General features: G+C 70.4%; 23 protein-coding genes and 1 tRNA gene. 11 read left to right on the forward strand and 13 right to left on the reverse strand.

The window, feature by feature from the left end; genetic code table 11:
- From G3I65_RS04510 to G3I65_RS04545, 8 genes are all read right to left on the reverse strand, one after another.
- Window positions 1-352 (reverse strand): amidase family protein (locus G3I65_RS04510; protein ID WP_240924589.1); only part of this gene is annotated, 352 nt, incomplete at its 3' end.
- 9 nt (window positions 353-361) lie between these two features.
- Window positions 362-1,117, reverse strand: coding sequence for an SDR family oxidoreductase (locus G3I65_RS04515; RefSeq protein WP_160694967.1), 756 nt, complete (start codon window positions 1,115-1,117; stop codon window positions 362-364).
- Window positions 1,114-2,526, reverse strand: a complete 1,413-nt coding sequence (locus G3I65_RS04520; RefSeq protein ID WP_160694968.1) for an aldehyde dehydrogenase family protein — start codon at window positions 2,524-2,526, stop codon at window positions 1,114-1,116. The genes G3I65_RS04515 and G3I65_RS04520 overlap by 4 nt, the downstream gene beginning before the upstream one ends.
- Window positions 2,519-3,292 carry an ABC transporter ATP-binding protein gene (locus tag G3I65_RS04525; protein WP_160694969.1) on the reverse strand — a complete coding sequence of 258 codons (774 nt, stop codon included), beginning with the start codon at window positions 3,290-3,292 and terminating at the stop codon, window positions 2,519-2,521. The genes G3I65_RS04520 and G3I65_RS04525 overlap by 8 nt, the downstream gene beginning before the upstream one ends.
- Window positions 3,289-4,020 carry an ABC transporter ATP-binding protein gene (locus tag G3I65_RS04530; RefSeq protein ID WP_160694970.1) on the reverse strand — a complete coding sequence of 244 codons (732 nt, stop codon included), beginning with the start codon at window positions 4,018-4,020 and terminating at the stop codon, window positions 3,289-3,291. Before G3I65_RS04530 ends, G3I65_RS04525 begins: the two co-directional genes overlap by 4 nt.
- Window positions 4,017-4,823 carry an ABC transporter permease gene (locus tag G3I65_RS04535; protein WP_163046639.1) on the reverse strand — a complete coding sequence of 269 codons (807 nt, stop codon included), beginning with the start codon at window positions 4,821-4,823 and terminating at the stop codon, window positions 4,017-4,019. Before G3I65_RS04535 ends, G3I65_RS04530 begins: the two co-directional genes overlap by 4 nt.
- Window positions 4,823-5,767, reverse strand: coding sequence for an ABC transporter permease (locus tag G3I65_RS04540; protein ID WP_160694972.1), 945 nt, complete (start codon window positions 5,765-5,767; stop codon window positions 4,823-4,825). Before G3I65_RS04540 ends, G3I65_RS04535 begins: the two co-directional genes overlap by 1 nt.
- Window positions 5,764-7,254, reverse strand: a complete 1,491-nt coding sequence (locus G3I65_RS04545; RefSeq protein ID WP_166639670.1) for an ABC transporter substrate-binding protein — start codon at window positions 7,252-7,254, stop codon at window positions 5,764-5,766. The genes G3I65_RS04540 and G3I65_RS04545 overlap by 4 nt, the downstream gene beginning before the upstream one ends.
- A 67-nt stretch (window positions 7,255-7,321) precedes the next feature.
- On the opposite strand from G3I65_RS04545, the gene G3I65_RS04550 reads away from it, so the two are divergent.
- A complete protein-coding gene (locus G3I65_RS04550) occupies window positions 7,322-8,068 on the forward strand; it encodes a FadR/GntR family transcriptional regulator (protein ID WP_160694973.1) in 747 nt (248 codons plus the stop codon).
- A gap of 10 nt (window positions 8,069-8,078) precedes the next feature.
- Window positions 8,079-9,119, forward strand: a complete 1,041-nt coding sequence (locus G3I65_RS04555; protein ID WP_160694974.1) for a patatin-like phospholipase family protein — start codon at window positions 8,079-8,081, stop codon at window positions 9,117-9,119.
- Here G3I65_RS04555 and G3I65_RS04560 read toward each other — a convergent pair.
- The 4 genes from G3I65_RS04560 to G3I65_RS04575 all read right to left on the reverse strand — a co-directional run bounded on the left by G3I65_RS04560 (window position 9,105) and on the right by G3I65_RS04575 (window position 14,813).
- A complete protein-coding gene (locus G3I65_RS04560) occupies window positions 9,105-9,686 on the reverse strand; it encodes a class F sortase (protein WP_160694975.1) in 582 nt (193 codons plus the stop codon). The two genes, G3I65_RS04555 and G3I65_RS04560, sit on opposite strands and share 15 nt — an antisense overlap.
- Window positions 9,683-10,426, reverse strand: coding sequence for a hypothetical protein (locus G3I65_RS04565; RefSeq protein WP_309235260.1), 744 nt, complete (start codon window positions 10,424-10,426; stop codon window positions 9,683-9,685). The genes G3I65_RS04560 and G3I65_RS04565 overlap by 4 nt, the downstream gene beginning before the upstream one ends.
- Before the next feature lie 60 nt (window positions 10,427-10,486).
- A complete protein-coding gene (locus G3I65_RS04570) occupies window positions 10,487-11,527 on the reverse strand; it encodes a PLP-dependent aspartate aminotransferase family protein (protein WP_160694976.1) in 1,041 nt (346 codons plus the stop codon).
- Between the two features lie 67 nt (window positions 11,528-11,594).
- Window positions 11,595-14,813 (reverse strand): penicillin acylase family protein, encoded by a 3,219-nt coding sequence (locus G3I65_RS04575; RefSeq protein WP_166639671.1) that lies wholly within the window; start codon window positions 14,811-14,813, stop codon window positions 11,595-11,597.
- A gap of 140 nt (window positions 14,814-14,953) precedes the next feature.
- Between G3I65_RS04575 and G3I65_RS04580 the strand changes: the two genes are divergently transcribed.
- The 4 genes from G3I65_RS04580 (at window position 14,954) to G3I65_RS04595 (ending at window position 17,586) form a co-directional block, all read left to right on the forward strand.
- Window positions 14,954-15,328, forward strand: coding sequence for an FKBP-type peptidyl-prolyl cis-trans isomerase (locus G3I65_RS04580; RefSeq protein ID WP_125309473.1), 375 nt, complete (start codon window positions 14,954-14,956; stop codon window positions 15,326-15,328).
- Between the two features lie 110 nt (window positions 15,329-15,438).
- Complete coding sequence (locus G3I65_RS04585) at window positions 15,439-16,191, forward strand: trypsin-like serine protease (RefSeq protein WP_160694977.1); 753 nt, start codon at window positions 15,439-15,441, stop codon at window positions 16,189-16,191.
- Between the two features lie 107 nt (window positions 16,192-16,298).
- On the forward strand, window positions 16,299-17,030 hold the full coding sequence (locus G3I65_RS04590) for a trypsin-like serine protease (protein WP_160694978.1): 732 nt from the start codon (window positions 16,299-16,301) through the stop codon (window positions 17,028-17,030).
- Between the two features lie 271 nt (window positions 17,031-17,301).
- Window positions 17,302-17,586 carry a helix-turn-helix domain-containing protein gene (locus G3I65_RS04595; RefSeq protein ID WP_160694979.1) on the forward strand — a complete coding sequence of 95 codons (285 nt, stop codon included), beginning with the start codon at window positions 17,302-17,304 and terminating at the stop codon, window positions 17,584-17,586.
- A gap of 184 nt (window positions 17,587-17,770) precedes the next feature.
- On the opposite strand, the gene G3I65_RS04600 is transcribed toward G3I65_RS04595, so the two are convergent.
- A tRNA-Leu gene (locus tag G3I65_RS04600) sits at window positions 17,771-17,853 on the reverse strand.
- Between the two features lie 130 nt (window positions 17,854-17,983).
- Between G3I65_RS04600 and G3I65_RS04605 the strand changes: the two genes are divergently transcribed.
- The 5 genes from G3I65_RS04605 to G3I65_RS04625 all read left to right on the forward strand — a co-directional run bounded on the left by G3I65_RS04605 (window position 17,984) and on the right by G3I65_RS04625 (window position 24,119).
- Window positions 17,984-19,210, forward strand: a complete 1,227-nt coding sequence (locus tag G3I65_RS04605) for an FhaA domain-containing protein (RefSeq protein ID WP_160694980.1) — start codon at window positions 17,984-17,986, stop codon at window positions 19,208-19,210.
- 100 nt (window positions 19,211-19,310) lie between these two features.
- Window positions 19,311-19,772, forward strand: a complete 462-nt coding sequence (locus tag G3I65_RS04610) for an FHA domain-containing protein (RefSeq protein ID WP_003079002.1) — start codon at window positions 19,311-19,313, stop codon at window positions 19,770-19,772.
- Window positions 19,769-21,166 carry a PP2C family serine/threonine-protein phosphatase gene (locus G3I65_RS04615; protein WP_160694981.1) on the forward strand — a complete coding sequence of 466 codons (1,398 nt, stop codon included), beginning with the start codon at window positions 19,769-19,771 and terminating at the stop codon, window positions 21,164-21,166. The genes G3I65_RS04610 and G3I65_RS04615 overlap by 4 nt, the downstream gene beginning before the upstream one ends.
- Window positions 21,166-22,653, forward strand: coding sequence for an FtsW/RodA/SpoVE family cell cycle protein (locus G3I65_RS04620; RefSeq protein WP_160694982.1), 1,488 nt, complete (start codon window positions 21,166-21,168; stop codon window positions 22,651-22,653). The genes G3I65_RS04615 and G3I65_RS04620 overlap by 1 nt, the downstream gene beginning before the upstream one ends.
- Complete coding sequence (locus G3I65_RS04625) at window positions 22,650-24,119, forward strand: penicillin-binding protein 2 (RefSeq protein ID WP_160694983.1); 1,470 nt, start codon at window positions 22,650-22,652, stop codon at window positions 24,117-24,119. Before G3I65_RS04620 ends, G3I65_RS04625 begins: the two co-directional genes overlap by 4 nt.
- Window position 24,120 lies beyond the last annotated feature (1 nt).

Raw genomic sequence — 24,120 nt, forward strand, 5'->3', positions numbered from 1 at the left:
CGCCGCCCGACTCGCGCACGCGCGCCGCCGCCGGGGCGTCCGCCGCGGCCGGGGTCAGCGCGGTGGCCGCCGTGCCCAGCGGGACCGGGGTGCCGCGGGTCGCGATGTTCTCCTTGAGCGTCAGCGGGACGCCGTCGATCGGGCCGAGCGGTTCGTCGGCCGCCCAACGCGCTTCGGACGCCTTCGCGTCGTCGAGAGCGCCTGAAGGGTCGTACGCGTACAACGCGTGCAGCTCCGGCTCTCGCGTCTCTATGCGCGCGAGAACCGCTTCGGTGACCTCGACCGGCGAGAGCGTCTTCGCGCGGTAGTGCGCGACGAGTTCGACGGCGGTCAGATCGGGCAGCTCGGTCATGCGCGCTCCTTACGAGGCAGGCGGTTCGAAGCGGCCGTCGACGGCGGTCCAGCCGCCGTCCACCGCGAGCACGGAGCCGGTGACGAACGACGAAGCGTCCGAAGCGAGGTAGACGACCGCGCCGGCGAGCTCGTCCGGACGCGCCCAGCGCCCCAACGCGCCCTTCGCCGCGTACGCGTCGTACCACTCGGGGTTCGCTTTGATCTGCGCGGTCAACGGCGTTTCGACGACGCCGGGCGCGATCGCGTTGACCCGGACGCCGGCCGGGCCGAACTCCGCCGCCGCGGTCCGGAACAGCTGGACCAGCCCGGCTTTCGTGGCCGCGTACGGGCCCTGGCCGGGCTCGACGGTCGTGCCGCGGATCGAGGAGAAGCCGATGATGCTCCCCCGCCCGCGCGCGACCATGTCGGCGCCGAAGACGCGCACGACCTCGAACGTCACGCCGAGGTTCAGCGCGATGACGCGGTCGAACTCCTCCCGCGTGTAGTCCAGCAGCCGCTTGCGGACGTTCGTCGCGGCGGTCAGGACGACGACGTCGAGCGGGCCGAGGTCGCTCGCGGCCTGGTCGACGGCGCCGTGGGCGAGCAGGTCGATTTCGTACGCCTCGCCGACGCCTGCCTCGCGCGCGGCTTCGAGGTCGCGGTCCGCGCACACGACGTCGGCACCGTGCGCGGCCAGCGCTCGCGCGGCTTCGCGGCCGATGCCGCCGGCGCCGAGCACGAGCGCGCGGCGGCCGTCCAAGCGGAACAACGTCGAGTAGTTCACGGGCGCAGCACCGCCATCCTCGTCACGGTCAGCTCTTCGACGGCGAACCGCGGCCCCTCGCGGCCGATGCCGGAGTCCTTCACCCCGCCGTACGGCATGGTGTCCGAGCGGAAGCCGGGCACCTCGTTGACGACGACGCCACCGACCTCCAGCTCGTCCAGCGCGCGGAACGCCGTGTTCAGCGACCTGCTGTAGACGCTGGCGTGGAGGCCGTAGCGGGACGCGTTGACCGCGGCGAACGCTTCGTCCACATCGGACACCGTGCGCACGCAGACGACCGGGCCGAAGATCTCCTCGTCCCACGCCTCGACGCCGTCCGGGACGTCGAGCAGGACGGTCGGCCGCAGCACCGTTCCGTCGACACCGCCACCGGCCTGACGCGCGCCGGACTTCTCGATCCACGCGGCGACGCGCTCGGTCGAGGCGGGGTCGATCAGCGCGGACACCCGCGTCTTCTCGTCCCGCGGATCGCCGACGACGACCTCGTCGAGGCGCGCCAGCAGCCGTTCGGTGAACTCCGGAGCCACCGACGCGACGACGAGTACGCGCTGCACCGAAATGCACGCCTGGCCGGACGCGTAGAAACCACCGCGCAGCACGGCGTCCACCGCGGCGTCCAGATCGGCGTCCTCGGCGACGACCAGTGCCGCGTTCGAACCCAGCTCCAGCAACGTCTTCGTGGGCGCCGCGTCACGGGCGATGCGGTGGCCGACGGCGGCCGAGCCGGTGAACGACACCGCGCCGATCCGGCGGTCGGTCGTCAGCGCGGCGCCGACGGCCGCGTCGCCGGTGACCAGCTGGACCATCGCGGGCAGCGGCGCGAGCGTCCGGACCAGGTGCACCAGCCACAGCGTGGCCAGCGGCGTCTGGGGCGCGGGCTTGACGATCACGGGGCAGCCCGCGGCGATCGCGGGGGCGATCTTGTGCGACGCCAGCAGCAGCGGGTAGTTGAAGCCGGCGATGCCGACGACGACGCCGATCGGCTTGCGCTTCCAGAACCCGACCAGTCCGTCGCCGGACGGCAGGAGGTCCAGCGGCACGGTCTCGCCGTGCAGCCGCGAAACCTCTTCGGCGGCGGCTTCCCAGGTGACGATCGTGCGCGCGACCTCGACGCGGCAGTCGACCAGCGGCTTGCCGGTCTCCAGCACGAGCAGGTTCTCGAACTCCTCGCGCCGGTCCCGCACCGCCGAAGCGACGTCGTTGAGCAGCGAACGCCGGACTCGCGAAGGCAGCGAAGCCACTTCACGGGCAACGGCGACAGCTTCGTCGACCGCCTGCCGAGCCAGCTCGGGAGTGCCGACCGGCGCGGTGCCGATGACGCTCCCGTCATAGGGGAAAACGATTTCTTCGGCGTCCACAGTGGACACCCAGCCCGCTCCGACCGGCAGGCCGCCGGGGTACTCAGCCATCGTCGCCTCCGCTCAGCCGGGCCAGCTCGGCGCGCAGGTTCGGCGCGGCGGCCAGCAACTCCCGCGTGTACTCGTGCTGCGGCGCTTCGTAGACCTGGTCGACGTCGCCGAGTTCGACGATCTCGCCGCGGCGCATCACGGCGACGCGGTCGCAGACGTGCCGGACCACGCCGAGGTCGTGGGACACGAAGATCAGCGTCAGCGCGAACTGCCCGGCCAGCGACGCGAGGAGGTCGAGGATCTGGCCGCGCACGGAGACGTCGAGCGCGCTGACCGGCTCGTCGGCGATCAGCACGCTCGGGTTCGGCGCCAGCGCGCGGGCGATGGAGATGCGCTGCCGCTGACCGCCGGAGAACTGGTGCGGGAAGCGCTGCGCGGCGTCGACGGGCAGGCCGACGGCGGCGAGCAGCTCGGCGACGCGATCGGGTTCGCGGCGGCCGAGCGGCTCGGAAACGATGTCCAGCACGCGCATGCGCGGGTCGAGCGAACCCATCGGGTCCTGGAAGACGATCTGCAGGTCCGACCGCAGGAAGCCGAGCTTGCGTTCGGGCAGGTTGTCGACGCGGCGACCTTGGAACGTCACCGTGCCGGCGGTCGGCTTGTCGAGCGCGGCCAGCAGCCGGACCAGCGTCGACTTGCCGGAACCGGACTCGCCGACGATGCCGAACCGCTGCCCGGCCTCGACGTCGAAGCTGACGCCGCGCAGGGCGTGCACGTCCCGGCGGGCGTAGCGGCGTTCGAGGTCGCGGACTTCGACGATGCTCATCGGCGGGCCTCCAGGTCCGACGCGGCCAGGAGCTTGCGCGTGTACTCGTGCTTCGGCGATGTCAGGACTTCGCGCGTCGAACCCGCTTCGACGATCTCGCCGTCGAGCATCACGAGCACGCGCTCGCACACCGACGCCACCACCGCGAGGTCGTGGCTGATGAAGAGGAGCGCACTTTCACGTGAAAGTGCGGCTTTGATCAGAGCGAGGATCTGGGACTGCACGGTGACGTCGAGCGCGGTCGTCGGCTCGTCGCAGATCAGCAGCGACGGCTCGTTGGCCAGCGCCATCGCCAGCACCACCCGCTGCCGTTGCCCGCCGGAGAGCTGGTGCGGGTACGCGCGGGCGGTGCCCGCCAGCCCGACCGCGTCGAGGAGTTCTTCCGCGCGGTGGCGGCGGCCGTGGATCCGGCCGGGCTCGGTGACCTGGCGGCCGACGCGCATGGCCGGGTTCAACGCCGTCATCGGCTCCTGGAACACCATCGCCAGCTCGTCACCGCGCAGCCGCGACAAGTCCTTTTCGGACATTCCGAGCAGCTCGCGGTCACCCAGCCGGATCGAGCCCGACGCGCGGAGTTCGTCCGGGAGCAGGCCCATGATCGACAACGCGGTCAGCGACTTGCCGGACCCGGACTCGCCGATCAGGCCGACGCGTTCGCCCGCGCCGATCTCGAAGGACACGTCCCGGACCAGCTCACCGACCCGCAACCCGGAAACCGAAAGCGTCATACGCGGGCCGCCAATCGGGGGTCCAGCCGGTCGCGCAGGCCGTCGCCGAGGAGGTTGAAGCCGAGGACGGCGACGGCGATCGCGATGCCCGGCACCAGCGCCAGCCGCGGGTGCACGGTCAAGAGTTCCTGGGATTCCTGCAGCATCCGGCCCCACGACGGCGTCGGCGGCCGCGTGCCGAAGCCCAGGAACGACAACGCCGCTTCGGCGAGCACGGCGATCGCGAAGGACACCGAAGACTGGACGATCAGCAGGCCGGAGATGTTCGGCAGCACGTGCCGCACGGCGATCTGCGGCCGCGACCGGCCGCCGGCCCGCGCCGCGAGGACGAACTCGGTGCTCATCACCTGCAGCGTCCCCGAGCGCGCGATCCGGGCGAACGACGGGATCGTGGCGATGCCGATCGCGACCATCGCGGTCAGCGTGTCCGCCCCGAACACCGCGCCGAACATGATCGCCAGCAGCAGCGCGGGGAACGCGAGCACGAGGTCGTTGACGCGCATGACGAACTCGCCCAGCCACCGCGGGGACATCCCGGCGAGGATGCCCAGCGGCGTGCCGATCACCGCGGCGATGCCGACCGCGACCACACCGACGTACAACGTCGTCCGCGCGCCGACCATGAGCTGGCTCAGCAGGTCGCGGCCGAACTTGTCGGTGCCGAACCAGTGGGCCGCGCCCGGGCCGAGCAGCCGGTTCGCCGCGTCGACCTTCACCGGGTCGAACGGCGTCCACACGAACGACAGCAGCGCGGCGAGCACGACCAGCCCGACGAGGACCCCGCCGATCACGAGATTGCGCATCACGAACCCCGCAATCGCGGATCGAGCACGGTGTAGAGGACGTCGACGACGAAGTTGACCAGCAGCACGCCGACCACGAGCACCAGCACGATCCCCTGCACGGTCAGCAGATCGCGGGAGCCGACGGCGTCCAGCAGCATCGAACCCAGGCCCGGCAGCACGAACACACGCTCGACGACGACCGCGCCGATCAGCAGCGTCGCCAGCTGCAGACCCAGCACGGTGACGACGGGCACCGACGCGTTGCGCAGGCCGTGGCGCACCAGCGCCTGTCCGGGCCGCAAGCCCTTGGACCGCGCGGTGCGCAGGTAGTCCTGGCCGAGCGTGTCGAGCACCGCCGAGCGCACGTACCGCGTGAGCACCGCGCCCTGCACCAAACCCAGCGACAACGCGGGAAGCACGAGCCCGCGGAAGAACTCACCGAAGTCCTGGTTCGGCGGCGTCCACCCGCCGGAGGGCAGCCAGCGCAGCTGCACGGCGAAGATCTGCACCAGGATGATCCCGGCGAGGAACGCGGGGATCGCGACGCCGATCTGCGACAGCCCGGAAACGCCCGCGCCCGTCGCCTTCCGGTGCTTCACCGCGGCGAACGTCCCGGCCGGCACGGCGATCACCAGCGCCACCAGCATCCCCGCGCCGACGAGCCAGAGCGTGACGCCGAGGCGGTCGAGCAGCTGCGGCCCGATCGCGTCGCGCGTGACGTACGAACGGCCGAAGTCGCCGTGCAGCACGCCGCCGATCCAGTCGAAGTACTGCGTGACGAGCGGCCGGTCGATGCCGAACTCCGCGCGGGTCTTGGCGAGCAGCTCGGGCGCCGCGTTGACGCCGAGCGCGACCTGCGCCGGATCGCCCGGCAGCACGGCCATGAAGAGGAACACGATGATCGACGCGACCAGCACGCTGACCACGAAGATCGCCAGCCGGCGCAGCACCTTGGCGGTCATCGCGGCGCCAGCCCGGTGAGGTCGAACGACTCGCTGACCTGGTTCCGCGTGAACCCGCCGACCTTGGCCTTCGCCACGATCACGTTGGGGAACAGGAACAGCCAGTCCGCGGCCGCGTCGGTGTTCAGCTGCCGCGCGACCTCCTTCATGTCCGCGACCTGCTGCTCCGGCGTCCCGCTGTCGGCGGCGGCGAGCAGTTGCTGGACGCGCTTGCTGTCGTAACCCCAGTAGTACTTGGGCTTCCCGAACGTCGTGATGTCGCGGGCTTCGACGTGCTGGATGATCGACAGGTCGTAGTCGTGGTCGGTGAACACCTGCTTCAGCCACACCGCCGGGAAGTCGAGCGGCTCGATCGTGGTCCGCACGCCGACGTCGGCGAGCTGCGACTGGACGACCTGAGCGGCCGACACCGCGTACGGCAGGTTCGGGATCCGCAGGCGCAGGTTCAGGTTCGTCGCGCCGGCTTCGGTCAGCATCGCCTTGGCCCGCCCGGGATCGAACGGGTAGACGTTCGCGAGGTCCTCGTACCAGGGGTCGGTCGGCGGGACCATGCTGCCGATCAGCGTGCCGCGGCCCGCCCACGCCGTGTCCAGCAACGCCTTCCGGTCGATCGCGTACGTCAGCGCCTGCCGCACCCGGACGTCGTTCAGCGGTGCCCGCGCGCCGTTCATCGCCAGCGTGACCTCGGAGTTCGACGTGCCCTGGATGACCTGGAACCGGTCGTCGGCCTGGAACTGCGGGATCGAGTCGGGCGCGGTGATCGCCGAGATGACGTCGATGCCGTTGCTGGACAACGCGTTGTTCAGCGCGGTCGGGTCCTTGATGTACTTGAGGACCACGGTCGAGTACGCCGGTTTCCGGCCCCAGTACCCGGGATTCGCCTTCAGCACCACGGAGTCGCCGCGCTTGCGCGCCGCCACGACGTACGGCCCGGTGCCGACCGGCTTGGTCGCCAGGTCCGCGACGCCGGTGGGGCTGAACATCGCGCCGAGCCGGCTGGTGAGGCTGAACAGCCAGCCGTTGGACGGCTTCGAGAGCACGACCCGCGCGTGGTCCGGCGCCACGACGTCGACGTGGTCGACGACGTCCATCGTGGACTTGATCGAGATCGTCCAGTCCGTTTTCACGCGCAGCAGCGAGAACTTGACGTCTTCGGCGGTGAAGGGCGCGCCGTTGCTGAACTTCACGCCCGGCTGGAGCTGGAAGTCGTAGGTCTTGCGGTCCGGGCTGATCGTCCACGACTTCGCGAGCAGCGGCACCACGCGGCCCTGCGAGTCGAGCTTCACCAGGCCTTCGTAGACGTTGTAGAGCAGCGCTTGCGGGATCGCGGCGCCGTCCGTGCGCGTGAAGTCGAAGTTCGCGGGCTCGGCCGTGAAGCCGACCGAAAGCGTGTCCGGACCTGCGGAAACGCTGGCGGACGAGCCGGCCGAGCAGCCGGACACCACGAGCAGCAGCGCCGCTGCCACCACGTGAAGTCGGGCTTTCATTCGGCCTCCAGGTAAGTACACTGGTCTGACCAGTAGCCTGACATTGCGGGGACGACGAGGTCAAGGGATGCGGTTCGAACCGGTGGCTCCGGTCCGCGCGTACGAGCGGGTCGTCGAGCAGATCGAGCAGGCCGTGATCAGCGGCGAGCTCAAGCCGGGCGAGCGGCTGCCGAGCGAGCGCGAGCTGATGACGCAGTTCGGCGTCGGCCGCTCGACGATCCGGGAAGCCCTGCGCGTGCTGCAGGCCGCCGAAATGATCCGCTCGCGGCCCGGTGACCCGCGTGGTCCCGAAGTGCTGGCCGCGTCGCCCGCCGCGTTGCACCGCTCGATGCAGCGGCTCGCGCGGGCGAACCACGTCGGGCTCGCGGAACTCCTGCAGTTCCGGATGATCCTCGACGGCTCGGCCCACCTGCTCGCGGCGGAGCTGCGCACCGACGACGACCTGGCGGGCCTCGACACCGCGCTGGAGTCCATGCGCGAAGGCGTTTCGCACGGGTACGCCGAGTTCAGCCGCGCCGACGTCGCGTTCCACGAAGTCATCGCGCGCATCTCGCGCAACCCCTTGCTGGTGGTCAGCGAAGAAGTCGTGCGCGGGGTCGTGCTGGAGCTGATCGAGGACAAGCTCGAGCACGCCAGCAACCGGACGTCGCTGATGCGCACCTGGCTCGCGCACCACGCCGAGGTGCTCGACGCGATCCGGGCCGCCGACGGCGCCGGCGCGGCACACCTGGCAAAACAGGCGTTGTACGACAACTACGCCGAATACGTCCCCGCGCCGCAACGCCCGCTGCTCGCGCCGTTGCTGCGGTCCTAGACTCGGCCGGGTGGACGCGGCGAAACGGGACGGTGTCGGGCTCGCGCTCTCCGGGGGTGGTTACCGGGCGATGCTCTTCCACGCCGGCGCGCTCTGGCGGCTCAACGAACTCGGCTGGCTGCCCAAGCTGACGACGGTGTCGAGCGTTTCCGGCGGGTCGATCGCGGCCGGGGTGCTCGCCCACGCGTGGCACAAGCTGTACTTCGGCGACGACGGCGTCGCGGAGAACTTCGGCAAGGAAGTCGTGCAGCCGCTGCGGAAACTGGCCCGCACGAACCTCGACGTCCCGGTCACGCTGAAGGCCATGCTGATGCCGTGGCGCAGCGCGGGCGAAGAGCTGGCGCGCCGCTACGCGAAGCACCTCTTCGGCGACTGCTGCCTGGCGGACCTGCACCCGGCCGGGCCGAACTTCGTGTTCACCGCGACCAGCCTGCAGGACGGCTCGCTGTGGTGGTTCTTCCGTCAGTCCGGCCCGCACGGGCGGATTCCCCTGGCGACGGCGGTGGCCGCGTCGTCGGCGTTCCCGCCGCTGCTCTCGCCGGTCGTGATCCCGGACCCGCACCAGCCCGAGCGCAAGATCGTGCTCAGCGACGCGGGCGTGTACGACAACCTCGGCCTGGACCCGATCGAGAACCAGCGCGCGACCGTCCTGGTCAGCGACGCGGGCAAGAAGATGAAGCACGAGGAAAAGCCGCGGCACAGCTGGCCGATGCAGCTGTTCCGCGTGCTGACCGTGATGGACAACCAGGTCCGCGAGCTGCGCACCGGCTCGCTGCTGAAGTCCTACCAGGACAAGCGGTTCGCCGGGACGTACTGGGCGACCTACAGCGACATCACGCACTTCGACCTGGACGACGCCCTGCCGGCGCCCGTCGAGCAGACCCGCGCGCTGGCCGTGACGAAGACGCGGCTCACCAGGATGCCGGAGCGGACGCAGGACCACCTGATCAACTGGGGTTACGCGGTGTGCGACGCCGGGATGCGGCGCTGGGTGTGCCCGGAAACCACGCTGAAGCCGGCGTTCCCGTACCCCGGCTCAGGCGTCGGCTAGGTTCGCGTAGACGACGATGTTGTCCTTGTAGCTGTGTTCGGCGTGGTCGAACGCGCCACCGCAGGTGATCAGCCGCAGCTCCGGCTTGGTGCTGTTGCCGTACACGGCTTCGCGCGGGAACGTGTCCTTCGGGACCTGCGTGACGCGGTCGACGACGAACTTCAGCTTCCTGCCGTCGCTGCGGTCGACGTCCACCTCGTCGCCCGGGGCGAGATCCTTGAGCTTGTAAAAGATGCCGGGCTTCTTGTCGCCGTCGACGTGCCCGAGCACGATCGCCGGGCCGACGTCGCCGGGCACCGGCGAGAGCTTGTACCAGGCCGCCTGCATCGGCGTGTGCACCGACGGCACGGAGATCGAACCGTCGGGCTTGACCGCCACCGCGAGCAGGCTGGATTCCGCGCCGATCTTGGGGATCTTCACCGACGTCGGCCGGAGTCCCTTGAACGGCACGGTCACCGGCACCGACGACGGCACCGGGGCCGGCGCGGCCTTCGGCTGTTCGGGGGTGCTGCACGCGGCGAGCGCCAGCACGAGGGCGAGTGCGGCACCCGCCCGCCGGGCGCTCACCAGGCCGTGCCGCCGAAGCCCGTCTCGACCCCGCCCTTGGGCGCGACCTTGACCTGGGCCTTCGGCGCGCTGTTGCCCGGCGCGGCCGACGTCGGCGTCGCGGTCGCGGACGTCGCCGTGGTGACCGGGGCGGTGCTCGACGGCGTGGCGCTCGTGCTCGTGACCGGCGGTTCTTCCTGCTCGAACTCGACCACGCCGTTGCCCTCGACGCCGGCGCAGGTCCAGCTGAACTTCGCGGTCGTGGTGCCGGCCGGGGCGTCGGCCACGCGGACCGAGTAGTTCCAGTAGCGGCCGTCGGACTCGTCCTGGTCCGGACCACCGGTGACGCTCAGGTACTGGGTCGCCACGTTCCCCGGCGCGCCGGCCGCGCAGGCGATGACCAGGACGCCTTCGCCGCCGAGGCCGACGAACCCGTGCCCGACGTTGTCCTGGTAGGTGTCCTTCGGCGGCTCGCTCGCCGCCGTGGTCGTCGTGCTGGTCGGGTCGGGCGCCTCGGTCTTCACCGAATCCGTGAGCGACGGCGTCGTGGTGGTGGCTCCCGTGGTCGCCGTCGTCGAAGGTGCCGTCGTCGTGGTGGTCTCGCTGGTGCTCGGCGCGGTGGTGGTCGTCGCCTCGGACGTCGTCGTGGTCGTCTCCGGCGCCGAGGTGTCCGTCTGGGCCAGTGCGGCCGGTGCGGTGGCGGCGGTGATCAGCGCGCCCGCGGCGGCGATGCCCGCGACCCGGCTCAGCGTTCTACCCACGGTGGACTCCCAACGGCGAGGACCTGCGATGCCGGACTATCGAGGGCTCACCCGTCCGCGTTACTCCGGGAGGGCGAAGCGCAGGTCCTGCCAAAGGTCCTCGGGATCCTCCAAACCGACGCTGAACCGCACCAGCCCGGGCGGCACCCGCTCTTCGCCTGCCAGCCACGCCCGCCGTTCGACCAGGCTTTCGACGCCGCCGAGGCTGGTCGCCGAGACGATCAGCCGGACGGCGGCGCAGAACGCGTCGGCCGTCTCGGCGTCGGCCAGCTCGAACGCGAGCATCATCCCGAAGCCCGGGTAGCGCACCCGCCGGACGGCGGGGTGCCCGGCCAGGCGCTCGGCGAGCAGCGCGGCGGTCTTCGACTGCTCGGCCAGCCGCACCGGCATGGTCCGCAGCCCGCGCAGGGCCAGCCACGCCTCCAGCGCGCCCGGCGTGGACCCGACGCGGGTCCGCGCGCCCTTCAGCTCGGCCGCCACCTCGGGGTCCTTGGCCACGGTGATGCCGAGCAGCAGGTCGCTGTGCCCGCCGATGGCCTTGGTCGCGCTGTGCACGACGACGTCCGCGCCCAGCTCGAGGGGCCGCTGCTGCAACGGCGTCGCGAAGGTGTTGTCGACGACGACCCGCCCGCGCGCGGCGGCGGCGATGGTCTCGATCGCCATCACGTCGAGGGTGGGGTTGGTCGGCGACTCGAGCCAGACCAGGTCCGCAGTAGCGGCCTCGGCCACCCAGGCGTCGGTGTCGGTCGGCTCCAGCTCGGTGACCGCGAGCTTGCCGAGCTTCTGCGCGTGGGCGAGCACCCCGCGCGTCACGGCGTAGCTGAACGTCGGCACGACGACCCGCGACCCCACCGGCAGCAGGTCCAGCACCGCGGAGAGGGTGGCGACCCCGGACGCGAACGCCGTCGCGTACCCGCCTTCCAGCGCGCCGACGGCTTCTTCGAGCGCCAGCCAGGTCGGCGTGCCGTCCCCGCGCGCGTACACGAAATCGCCACCGGCCTGGTAGGTGCTGGTGGCGACGAGCGGGGTGTTGAGCGGCTCGCCGGGACCGTGCGGGCGGCCGGCCGCGATGGCCTTGGTGCGGGGCGTCCAGTCGTCCATGCGCTCACGGTAACCCGCGCTGGGTAGGCCGGGCCGCCCGCGCGTCCGCGAACGGCCCGGCCTGGTCTCAGTGCGCGTACACCTCGAACTCGTACAGCGAGTAGCCGTACTTCGTGCCGCGCTGGACGCCCTGCAGCTTCACGAACCGCGCCGACGTCGGGGCGAACGAGACGTTGTCCTGCCCGCCGTCGCCGTCGGTGACCACGGCCGCGTCCGTCCAGTTCACCGCGTCCGGCGAAGTCTGGATCTGGTAGCTCTTCCCGTACGCGGCTTCCCAGCTCAGCAGCACCCTGCTGACCTGCTGGACCGAGCCCAGGTCGACGGTGATCGCCTGGTCGTCGCTCCAGTCGCTGGCCCAGCGGGTCGAGCCGTTCCCGTCGATCGCGTTCGACGCCGGGGAGTTGTAGAAGCCGGTCTCGGCGCTCGTGGCGCTGACCGTCTTCCCCGGCGCGAGGTTGGCGATGTTGTCGCCCCGGTGCGCGGCGTACTCGACGACCTGCTGGAACGTCGGGCGGTTCTGCCAGCTGATCTTGTCCTGCGTGATGCCGCCCAGCGGGTTGTGGACGATCGTGTCGGCGCACCACTGGTCACCGGCCGAGCAGGACGCGTCACCGGGGTAGACGGTGCTCGCGGACTGGCCGGCGGCCGTCGTCAGCGAGTCGACGAGCGCCTGGCGGCACGTGGTGACGTCGCCGCCACCGCAGAACGTCTGGCCGAGCGGGCCGGCCACCGGCTGGCCGAGCACCTGCCGGAGGTCCTTGCTGACGTAACCCCACCAGCCGTACTGGAACGACGAGCCCTTGTGCGGCTGGCCGGAGTGCCGGCCGTTGCCGTTCTGCCAGCCGGACGGGCTTTCGTTGATGCCCAGCACGCCGGTCATCGCGTTGTAGGCGTCGTCGCCCATGCCCGGCTTGAACTCGGCCTGGACGAGCAGCGGCCACCAGGCGTCGAAGATGCGGATCGCGTCGGCGTCCGCGTACGCCTTGCTGCCCGGCGAAGTCTCCTTGCGCAGGTGGCCGTTCGCGAGCCACGTCTTGAGCTTCGCCTCGGCGTCCGCGGCCGCGCCGGTGGTCGGCGTCTTGTCGAGCACCTGCAGCAGCAGCGGCAGGACGCGCTCGGCACGCAGGTCGGCCAGCGCGGCGTCCGCCATCGCCTGGGTCAGGTTGACCCGGGTGACCTTGGTGCCGCTGGAGATCAGCTGCTTGACGCGCGAGTCGAGCAGGTCGACGCGGTGCACGGCGGACTTGTCCGCGCCCGCGGCCGCGTAACCGTTGGCCTGCGCGTTGTTCCAGCTGACGTAGTAGTCCTGGTTGATCGACTGCGGGTGCTGCGACGCCGGCGTGTAGGTCGCGACGTTGCCCGCCGGGTTCCAGCCGTTCCAGTCGTGGCCCTGGTCGCCCCACACCGGCATGTTCGGGTCCACATTGGACTGTCGCGAGGGGTTGCTGCCGGAGTTGAAGTACGCGATGTCCTTGGAATCGGCGTAGAACCAGTTGAACGTGTAGTTGATGTCGGCCGCGGCCTTCTGGAAGTCCGCCGCGGACTTGACGAAGCCCGGGTCGTTCAGCTCCTGGAAGCCGATCAGCGAGTCGACCTCGTGGAAGTAGGACGAGCGCAGCGCCGCGTACGCCACCGGCTTGCCGCCGACGGTCGCCCGGCTCTGCACCGGCCCGTACTTCGTCCGGTAGCTGCGCAGGGTGTACGAACCCGCCGCGGTCCCGTCGGCCACGGTCGGCTTCCAGGCGTTCTTCACCTCGACGGTGTCCATCGGGATGCACTGGCCTTGCCAGGTGTAGTAGTTCGAGTCCTTCGTCGGCGCCTTGCCGCTCGGGTCGCACAGCGTCAGCGCGTAGGTGTCGATGATGTCCTGCGCGGACGTCGTCGCGCTCCACGAGTAGTCCTGGCCGCGGCCCAGCAGCGTGTACATGCTCAGGCCGGCGAAGGCGGCACCGCGCGAGCTGATGCCCGGGCCCTGCAGTTCCTGCAACAGCAGCAGCTGCGGGGCGAAGTACCCGGTCTGCGGGCCGAACACGGCGACCGGGTGGCCGCTGGCGGTCTTCGCGCCGGAGACGAGCAGCGCGTTGGACATGCCGTGCTTCTCGCTCAGCATGTTCCCCGGCAGCACGCCGTTCTCGAACATCCCGCGGGCGGGCTCCTGGTCGGCGGGCGCGGCGACGTCCACAGTGGACGGCGTGGCGGTCGAAGCCGAGCCGGTCTGGTCGAACACCAGCTGCTGCCCGGTCACCGAGCCCTTGTCCGGCATGGCCCGCCCGACCGCGTTGGCCGGTGTCTTGCCGTACGGGAAGGTCTGGCCGTCGTGCAGCGTCTTGACGGCTTCGGGGTCGTCCTCCGAGCGCAGGCTCTGCCACACCTTCTCGCCCTGGACGACGCCGTACTTCTCCTGCATCGCGAGCTTCGCGATGGCGTTCTGCACCTCACCGCCGCCGCCCGCGCCGAACTCGGCGCCGACGAGCGAGGCGAGCGCGACCAGGTCGGTCAGCTTGAACGGGTCGATCGACCCGGCGTTGGTGATCGAGTCGACGTGCCCGGTCAGCACGTACTCGCCCGGAAAGTACCGGCCGTTGTAGGAGTCGCTGATGTACTTGTTGATGCCGTCGACGTAGGCCTGCGCGTCGGCGAGCCCCTGCGCGCCGCGCGGGCCGCTGTTCGCGACGTGGTCGATCTGCTGCTGCAGCTCGGCTTCGGTGTACGGCGCGTTCGAGAAGAACTGCTGCTCCAGCTCGCGGTTGGCTTCCGCGCCACCGGCGAACGGGGTGACCTGCCCGCGCGCGGCGTGGCGCAGGACGTCCATCAGCCACAGCCGGTCCTGCGCGGCGGCGTACCCGGCGCCGAACTCGGTGCCCGCGCGCGTGGTGCCGGTGATGTGCGGGACGCCGAGTGCCTTGTCGCGCACGATCGTCACGTCCGAGCGCGGCTTGGTCGTGCTCGCGACCTGGTCGGCGGCGACGCCGAACGACGAGTCGTTGAAGTACTGGTTGATCGCGCTCGTGGTCAGCGTCTTGTACCCGTTCGCCAGCGACGCGTACTTCCCGAGCTGGTCGGACGCGTGCGCCGGGCGGGTGCCGAACACCTTGTGCGCGAGGATGTCCGCGAGGGTGGCGTTGCCGTTCTCGCCGGGCGGCAGGATGTCGCTGCACTGCCCGCCGCAGTAGTCGTCGGGCGACCCGGCCGCCTGCGCGGCGGGCGCGGTGACGGCGACTTGGGTCAGCCCGGCCACGAGGGCCCCCAACGCCGTGAAGGTCAAGGCTCGGATGCCTCGTCGCATGCCGGGCTCCCCTCAGCTCAGAAGAGTGACGAAGCGCACGCTACCGAGCAGTAGGACAAGTGTGAAGAGTTTTCGCGTTTTTCCCTCCTTGGGCGTAGGCCGATCGGCGCAGCCCCTCACGCGTGGGTACGGTGAGGCCCATGACCTTGGAAAAGCCCCAAATCGACCGCCCGGACGGCCCCGCGCCGGCCGACCTCGAGATCACCGACATCACGGTCGGTGACGGCGCCGAAGCCACGCCGGGCAAGACCGTCACCGTGCACTACGTCGGCGTCTCGCACTCGTCGGGCGAGCAGTTCGACGCTTCGTGGGACCGCGGCGAGCCGCTGCGCTTCGGCCTCGGCGCCGGCCAGGTCATCTCCGGCTGGGACAAGGGCGTCGCGGGCATGAAGATCGGTGGCCGCCGCAAGCTCGTCATCCCGCCGCACCTGGCCTACGGCGACCGCGGCGCGGGCGGCGTGATCAAGCCCGGCGAAACCCTGATCTTCGTCGTCGACCTGGTCGGCGTGAACTAGGTTCTGCGGCACTTGGGCTGAACGGCGTATTTCCGCGCGGTGTGGCGTCACTACCCTCGAAAGTGATCACCAGCCTTCGACGGCCGGTGCCGGACAAGGGGGATCCACCGATGCGCGTTCGCGCTGTGTTCTCTGCTGCCCTTTTGACGCTGGCCGCCGGTCTCGCCACCGCGGGACCGGCGGCGGCCGTGGCCAACGGCTCCGACGTCCCGGCCGGGACGTACCAGTTCGCCGCGAAGCTCACCATGACGAACATCCCGCGGCCCGACGGCACGAAGTACAACAGCGCGTGTTCCGGCGCGCTGATCGCCAAGAAGTGGATCATCACCGCGGGCCACTGCTTCCACGACGCCAACCGCAACCGCGTCTCCGGGCCGGTGCCCTACCCGACGTCGGTGCTGCTCGGCACGGTCAACCAGAGCACGCCGGGCGTGACGCGCAACGTCGTCACGGTCTACCAGGCGAGCGCCAACGACATCGCGATCGCGACCCTGGACGCGGACGTCACCGGCATCACGCCGCTCACCGTCAACCGCGTCACGCCGTCGGTCGGGCAGCTGCTGACGCTCGCCGGCTGGGGCAGCCTCACCGCCACCAACCCGGCGCCGTCGACGAAGCTGCAGCAGGGGACGGTGAAGGTCGGCCAGGTCGCCGCCTCGACGCTCGGCGTGCAGGGCGTCGCGCCGACGACGACCACCAGTGCCTGCGTCTACGACTCGGGCGCGCCCTACTTCGTCGCCGGCGGGTCCGGCGGGCAGCTCGTGTCCGTCGAGTCGACCGGGCCGGACTGCCCGCACAACCAGCTCGAGACCACTTCGCGCGTGGACGTCGTCGCGGACTGGATCGCTTCGCACACCGGGTGACCGACCGGCCGGGCGTCACCCCTCAGTGCCGCCCGGCCAGGGAATTCCCAGCACGCCGCGGCGCCAATAGCCTCGAACGTCGACCACCCGCTCGACGAAGGGGAAGAATGCGCCTGCGCGCCCTGCTCGCCGCCGCCGTCCTGACCATCACCACCGCGCCGACGGCCTGGGCCGTCGCCCACGGCACCGACGTCCCACCGGGGCAGTTCGGGTTCGTCGCGAAGCTCTCGATGACGAAGATCCCACGCCCGGACGGCTCGACGTACTCGAGTTATTGCACCGGCGCCCTGATCGCGCCCGGCTGGGTGCTGACGACCGGGCACTGCTTCCACGACGCCCACCGCAACCGCGTCTCGGGCAAGGTCCCGTACCCGACGACGGTGACGCTCGGCCTGGTCGACGAAGCCACCGAATCGGGCGTGGCCCGCAAGGCGACCGAGGTCCTCCAGGCGAAGGAGAACGACGTCGCCCTGATCCGCCTGGACACCCCGGTGACGACGGTGCCCCCGCTGGCGGTGAACCGCACGCTCCCGAAGGTCGGCCAGCAGCTCACCCTGGCCGGCTGGGGCAGCCTGACGGGCACGAACCCGCTCCCGGCCCAGCGCCTCCAGCAGGGCACGGTCACAGTGGCCAAGGTCGACCCGACAACCCTGGGCGTCCGCGGCGCGGCCCCGGAAATCACAACGAGCGCGTGCACCTACGACTCAGGAGCCCCGTACTTCACGGACGGCAAGCTGGTCGCGGTGGAGGCAACGGGCCCCGGCTGCCCCCACGCGGGCATCGAGACAACGAGCCGAGCGGACGTGATAGCGGACTGGATCACCACCCACACGACATAGACACGCTTCGTAGTGGTGATGCGACCCAAGGTGACTTGGCTCAGGTCTCGACTGACTGAGAGGTCTGGACAAGAACGCGATCAACCATGTCGCCTTCTACTCAAGCCTCTTGGCCGGCCGCGGTCAGCTACTGGATCACGCCGGGGAGGCGGATCATCCTGATGACGGTGTGGCGGAAGACGAAGATGCGTGAAGCCGCCGAAGTCGAGCGAGCCAGGCGAGCGGTGCGTCGCTGCCAGGACGAACGGCACACACTGGACGAGGAGGAGTCATGACCGATCGCACCTCGTGGAGCGAACTGCGCGAGGAACTCGGCGTCGACCGCACCCACCATGCCTACGAGGCAGCCCGGATCGCGTTCGAACTGGGCGCGGAGGTGCGAACGCTTCGCGAGGAGCGCGGCTGGACGCAGACGGAACTGGCCGAGCGAGCCGGAATGACGCAGTCGGCGATGGCGAGGCTCGAAGCCGGCGGCACGATCCCCACCCTGCCGTTCCTGGAACGCGTCGCCGCGGCGCTGCAGATGCGGCTGTCGATCGCGCTGAGCCCCGCCTGATCACCACCCACACGGCGTAACTTCGCCCAGGGCGAACAGCCCACCGAACCCGTGAGATTCCCCACCGGACCACGCTGGAAGGCGAGGTACCGCACCGTGGGGGTCCGGGGGCTCGGCCCCCGGGAAAGACCAGGTCAACGGGAAAAAGGGCCGGTCGCGCTAGCGGCCGGCCCTTTGAACAGCGTGGGCGAGGAGGGAGTTGAACCCTCACGTCCTTTCGGACACACGGACCTGAACCGTGCGCGTCTGCCATTCCGCCACTCGCCCGAGTGCTTCCTTGCGGCAGCGAGGAGAAGACTAGCAGGTCGTTTGAACGGGTTTCACCGGGGGCCGTGTAGAGGCTCGCTCACCCGGATAGGATCGATGCGGAAGCACGAGCGTGAGGAGGTTTTCCCCGGTGGGCCGCGCCGAGAGATTCGACAGGCGACTCGAGAACCTGGTGGGGAACACTTTCGCGCGCATGTTCGGTGGCAACGTCGTCACGCAGGAAGTGGCGATCGCCTTGGAACGGGAGAGTGAGGAGAACGTTCGTGAGCTGGCAGGCGGTCGGCAGCTCGCCCCGAATCACTACATCGTGTCCTTGGGGACGGCTGACCACGAGCGCATGGCCGGTGACGAGCAGCGGGTCACCCAGGTGCTGGCCAAGGCGGTGGCGGAACACCTCGCCGCCGAAGGCCTGGACACCTATGGTGACGTCGTCGTATCACTCGAGCGCAACGAGGCGCTGCATACTGGACAGTTCAAGACCCGTTCGTCCGTCGATCCCGACGCCCGCCCCTCAGGCGCCGGTTCACCGCGGTCGGCACGACCCAGCAACGCAGGAGACCCAGCAATGAGCCAGCCCCCCGGCTACGGCCAATACGACCAGGGTGACCCGTACGGCCAGCAGGGCCAGTACGGCTACGGACAGCAGGGTGGCCAGCAGCCCGGGTACGACCAGGGTTACGGCCAGCAGCAGGGTGGTTACGACCAAGGCGGCTACGCCCAGCCCCAGCAGGGCGGCTACGACCAGGGCGGCTACCAGCAGGGCGGTTACGACCAGGGCGGCTACGCCCAGCCCCAGCAGGGCGGCTACGACCAGGGCGGCTACCAGCAGGGCGGTTACGACCAGGGCGGCTACGCCCAGCCCCAGCAGGGCGGCTACGACCAGGGCGGCTACCAGCAGGGTGGCTACGACCAGTACGGCGGTCAGCAGCAGGCCGGGTACGACCAGTACGGCGGCCAGCAGCAGGCGGGCTACGACCAGTACGGCCAGCAGCAGGCGTACGGCCAGCCGGCCGGCGACCCGTACGCCCAGCAGCAGGGTGGGTACGCCCAGCCCGCGGCCGGGCGCCAGCTCGCGGCGAGCCTGCAGCTCGACGACGGCTCGAACCGCACGTACTCGCTGAAGCAGGGCGGGAACGTCGTGGGCCGCGGCCAGGACGCGGACTTCCGCCTCCCGGACACCGGTGTTTCGCGCCGGCACCTGGAGATCACCTGGGACGGCCAGAGCGCGACGCTCGCCGACATCGGTTCGACCAACGGCACGACCGTGAACGGCACTCCGGTCCAGACCTGGCAGCTCGCGGATGGCGACGTCATCCGGGTGGGGCATTCGTCCCTCGTGTTCCGTACACAGGGCTGACTCGGGGCACGGAATACTGTTCCCGCAGAATTGACGTGCGGGGGGACCGCGGCGTACCCGCGTCGCGGCTGCACGGACGAGTCGGGAGCGGACACACCAAGTGCCAGAGCTGGTCGTACAACTCACCAGGGTGGGCTTCCTCGTGCTGCTCTGGCTCTTCGTGTTCGCCGCGCTCAGAGTCGTCCGCTCGGACCTCTACGCGGCATCGGGCATGCGCGTCCAGGTGCCGACGTTCGGGCGCAAGAAAGAGAAGAAGCCGCGCAACAGCAAGTCCCCGCAGCAGCTGCTGGTCACCCACGGCGCACTGGCGGGGACGCGCATCGCGCTGGACGGCCGGCCGATCCTGATCGGCCGGGCCGACGACTCCACGCTGGTGCTCGACGACGACTACGCGTCGACCCGGCACGCCCGGATCGCCCAGCGCGGTGAGGACTGGTACGTGGAAGATCTGGGCTCGACGAACGGGACCTACCTCGACCGGGCTAAGGTCACTGCACCCCTCCGGGTCCCGCTCGGAGTCCCCATCCGGATCGGCAAGACGGTGATCGAGCTTCGCCCATGACTCTCGTCCTCCGCTACGCAGCCCGCAGCGACCGGGGCCTGGTGCGTTCGAGCAACCAGGACTCCGTGTACGCCGGCCCTCGCCTGCTCGCGCTCGCCGACGGTATGGGTGGCCACGCGGCGGGTGAGGTGGCCAGCAAGGTCGTCATCGCCTCGCTCGCCCCGCTCGACGACGACGAACCGCGCGACGACCTCCTCGCCCAGCTGCGGGAGGCGGTGGCCAACGGCAACGCCGCCATCGCCGAGCTCGTCTCGCAGGACCCCGATCTCGACGGCATGGGCACGACGCTCACCGCGGTGCTGTTCGCGGGCACGCGCCTGGGCCTGGTGCACGTCGGCGACTCGCGGGCCTACCTGCTGCGCGGCGGCCAGTTCGCGCAGATCACGCGGGACGACAGCTTCGTCAACGAGCTGCTCGAGCAGGGCCGCATCACGCCGGAAGAGGCGGCGGTGCACCCGCAGCGGTCGCTGCTGCTCAAGGCGCTGACCGGGCACGAGGTCGAGCCGAGCCTGACCGTGCGCGAAGCCCGCGCCGGCGACCGGTACCTGATCTGCTCGGACGGCCTGTCCGGCATGGTCAGCGACGAGACGCTGACCGAGGCCGTGCAGATCCCGGACCCGCAGCAGTGCGCGGACCGGATGATCGAGCTGGCGCTCAAGGGCGGTGGTACGGACAACGTCACCGTGATCATCGCCGACGTGGTCGACGTCGACTTCGGCGAGGACGCGCCCATCGTGGGCGGCGCCGCCGGGGACGGCAGCGACGAGCTGCACCAGGGCGATTCGCCCGCGGCGCGGGCCAGGGCGCTGACCCAGCCGCCGCCGCAGCAGCGCCCGGAACTGCCGCAGCCGACCGAAGACCCGAAGGCCAAGCGGCGGAAGCGGTTCCGCTGGCTGGCCGGGGCGCTGGTGGTCCTCGTGGTGCTCGCCGCGGCCGCCATCGCCACCCGGTACTTCGTGCTGAGTCAGTACTATGTCGGCGAAGGTGCGGACGAGGAAGTCGTCATCTACCGCGGCGTCCCCGGCAGCATCCTCGGCATCGACCTGCACACCTACGAGCAGGGCTCCTGCCCGCCCAACCAGGTGTGCACGGACAAGCTGCGCGTCACCCAGCTCCAGGAGGACGCACGGCTCGCCGTGCAGAACGGCGTCAAGAAGGACAGCCTCGACGACGCCCGGAAGTACATCGACGACTTCCTCCAGCTGCACAAGCGCCTGAACAACTGCGCGCCGACGGGCGGTCAGACCTCGCCGACGCCGACCAACCCGGTCACGCCGACGACGATCCCGTCGGCCCCGGCCGGTTCCACTGCTCCATCGTCGGCGAACCAGCCAGCGGGGAGGGACTGCTCGACGCCGAGTTCGACGGCACCGACGACGGGAGGCGGTAACTGATGGGCCAGCCCGTCGCGCGTTCCGCCGAACCGCTCGCCGCCCAGTTCCAGACGAACCCGCCGCGCGAAGTCCCGACCCGCCGCAACACCGAACTCGTCCTGCTGGGCTTCGCGGCGTTCATCGTCACGATCGCCCTCGTGCTGGTGGAAGCGAACCAGGAGCAGGAACTCACGACGTCGATCCTCTGGCTCGGCCTCGCCTACCTCGGCGTGCTGACCGGGGCGCACCTCGCCGTCCGCAAGTGGGCGCCGTACGCGGACCCGGTGCTGCTCCCCTGCGTCGCGCTGCTGAACGGCATCGGCCTGGTGATGATCCACCGGATCGACCTGGCGCTGGCCGAACGCGCCGTGCAGCAGGGCAAGGACTACACGCCCGCCGTCACCGCGCAGGTCCTGTTCACGGTGATCTCGCTGGTGTTCTTCGTCGTCGTGCTGATCGTGGTCAACGACCACCGCACGCTGACCCGCTACGGCTACACCGCCGGCCTGGTCGGGATCGTCGCGCTGGCGCTGCCCGCGCTGCTGCCGTCGAGCCTGTCCGAGGTCAACGGCGCCAAGGTGTGGCTGAAGCTGCCGTTCTTCTCGATCCAGCCGGGCGAGTTCGCGAAGATCCTGCTGATGATCTTCTTCGCTTCGTTCCTGGTGTCGAAGCGGGACCTGTTCATGGTGGCGGGCAAGAAGCTCGTCGGCGTCGAGCTGCCGCGCGCCCGCGACCTCGGCCCGATCCTCATCGCCGCGTTCGTCTGCATCGGCATCCTGGTGTTCGAGAAGGACCTCGGCACCTCGCTGCTGTTCTTCAGCGTCATCCTGGTGATGCTCTACGTCGCGACCGAGCGGGTCATCTGGGTCGTGCTCGGGCTCAGCTTCTTCGCCGTCGGCTGCGTCATCGCCTACAACCTCTTCACGCACGTCCAGCAGCGCGTGGCGAACTGGCTGGACCCGCTGGCCACCTACGACCAGGCGGGCGGCGGTTACCAGCTCGCACAGGGCCTGTTCGGGCTCGGCACCGGCGGCGTCGGCGGCACCGGGCTCGGCGCCGGGCGGCCGGACATGGTGCCCGAGGCGGCCACCGACTTCATCACCGCGGCGATCGGTGAGGAGCTCGGCTTCGTCGGGCTGGCCGCCGTCCTGATGTTGTACTTGCTGGTCGCGATGCGCGGCATGCGCAGCGCGCTCGCCGTGCGCGACACGTTCGGCAAGCTGCTCGGCGGCGGGCTCGCGTTCACCATGGTCATGCAGATCTTCGTCGTCGTCGGCGGGGTCACGAAACTCATCCCGGAGACCGGTATCACCGCGCCGTTCCTGTCCAAGGGCGGCTCGTCGCTGCTCGCGAACTACATCCTGGTCGCGCTGCTGCTCCGGATCTCCGACGCCGCCCGCAAGCCGGCCACCCGCCCGAAGCCGCAGCAGCAGCCCCAGGCGCCGATCGCGGAAGCGCACACCGTGCTCGTGCAGCGCCCGCCGGCGGACGGGGGCGCGCAGGCATGAACACCCCGCTCCGCAAGGTCGGCATGGCGATGCTCGTCATGGTCGTCCTGCTGCTGGCCAACGCCACCTACATCCAGGTGGTGAAGGCCGACGACTACCGCACCGACTCGCGCAACGCGCGCGTGCTCTACGACGAGTTCGCCCGCCAGCGCGGCAAGATCGTGTCGCAGGCCAACGGCGAGGTGCTGGCCAGCGTCAACCCGTCCAACGACAAGTACAAGTACATCCGGACCTACGCCGACGGCCCGATGTACGCGCCGGTCACCGGCTACTACTCGATCAACTACGGCGCGGGCGGGCTCGAGCGGTCCGAGGACGACGTCCTCAACGGCTCCGACCCGCGGCTGTTCGTGCGGCGGCTGTCGGACATGGTCACCGGCCGCGACCCCAGCGGCGGCAACGTCCGGCTGACCATCGACCCGGCCGTGCAGAAGGCCGCGTACGACCTGATGACGCAGAAGGGCTACACCGGCGCCGTCGTCGCGCTGGAGCCCAAGACCGGCCGGATCCTGGCGATGGTCTCGACGCCGTCGTACGACCCGAACCAGCTGGCCTCGCACACGTCGAAGGCGCAGACCGACGCCTGGAACGCGAACAACAAGGACCCGAAGAAGCCCATGCTGAACCGGGCGATCTCGGAGACCTACCCGCCGGGTTCGACGTTCAAGCTCGTCACCGCGTCGGCGGTGCTCGAAGACGGCAAGGGCCCGGACACCCCGGTCGACCCCGCGCCGAACACGAAGCTCCCCGGCACCAACGTCACGCTGGAGAACTACGCCGGCGCCGCCTGCCCGGGCACCACGTTCAAGGACGCGCTCGCGCACTCCTGCAACGTGCCGTTCGCGCAGTTCGCCGGCCAGCTCGGCGCGGACAAGATGAAGAAGACGGCGGCGAACTTCGGGATCGGGCAGGCCGACCTGACCGTGCCGATGAAGGTCGCGCCGTCGACCGTCGGCCCGCTCGACTCGCAGGGCGCGCTCTACCAGAGCGGCATCGGCCAGCGCGACGTCCGGCTGACGCCCCTGCAGGACTGCCTGCTCGCGGCCACCGTGGCCAACGGCGGGATGGCGATGAAGCCGCAGCTGGTGCAGTCGGTGCTGGCCCCGGACCTCTCGACCATCGAGGACTACAGCCCCACCGAGCTCACCGGCACGGCGGCACTTTCGTCGTCGAACGCCGCGATCCTCAAGGACATGATGATCGCTTCCGAGGGCTTCACCAAGGGCGGCGGCAAGCGCGCGGACATCCAGATCGCGTCGAAGACCGGCACCGCCGAGCACGGCACGGACTCCAAGAACACCGCACCGCACGCCTGGTACACCGCCTTCGCCCCGGCGAACGACCCGCAGATCGCGGTCGCCGTCATCGTCGAGGACGGCGGCAACCGCGGGCTCGCGGCCACCGGCGGCACCGTCGCGGCCGAGATCGGCCGCGCCGCGATCAACGCCAAGCTCGGGGGTGGATAGC

This window comes from Amycolatopsis sp. SID8362, assembly GCF_010550475.1.
Classification (GTDB): domain Bacteria; phylum Actinomycetota; class Actinomycetes; order Mycobacteriales; family Pseudonocardiaceae; genus Amycolatopsis; species Amycolatopsis eburnea.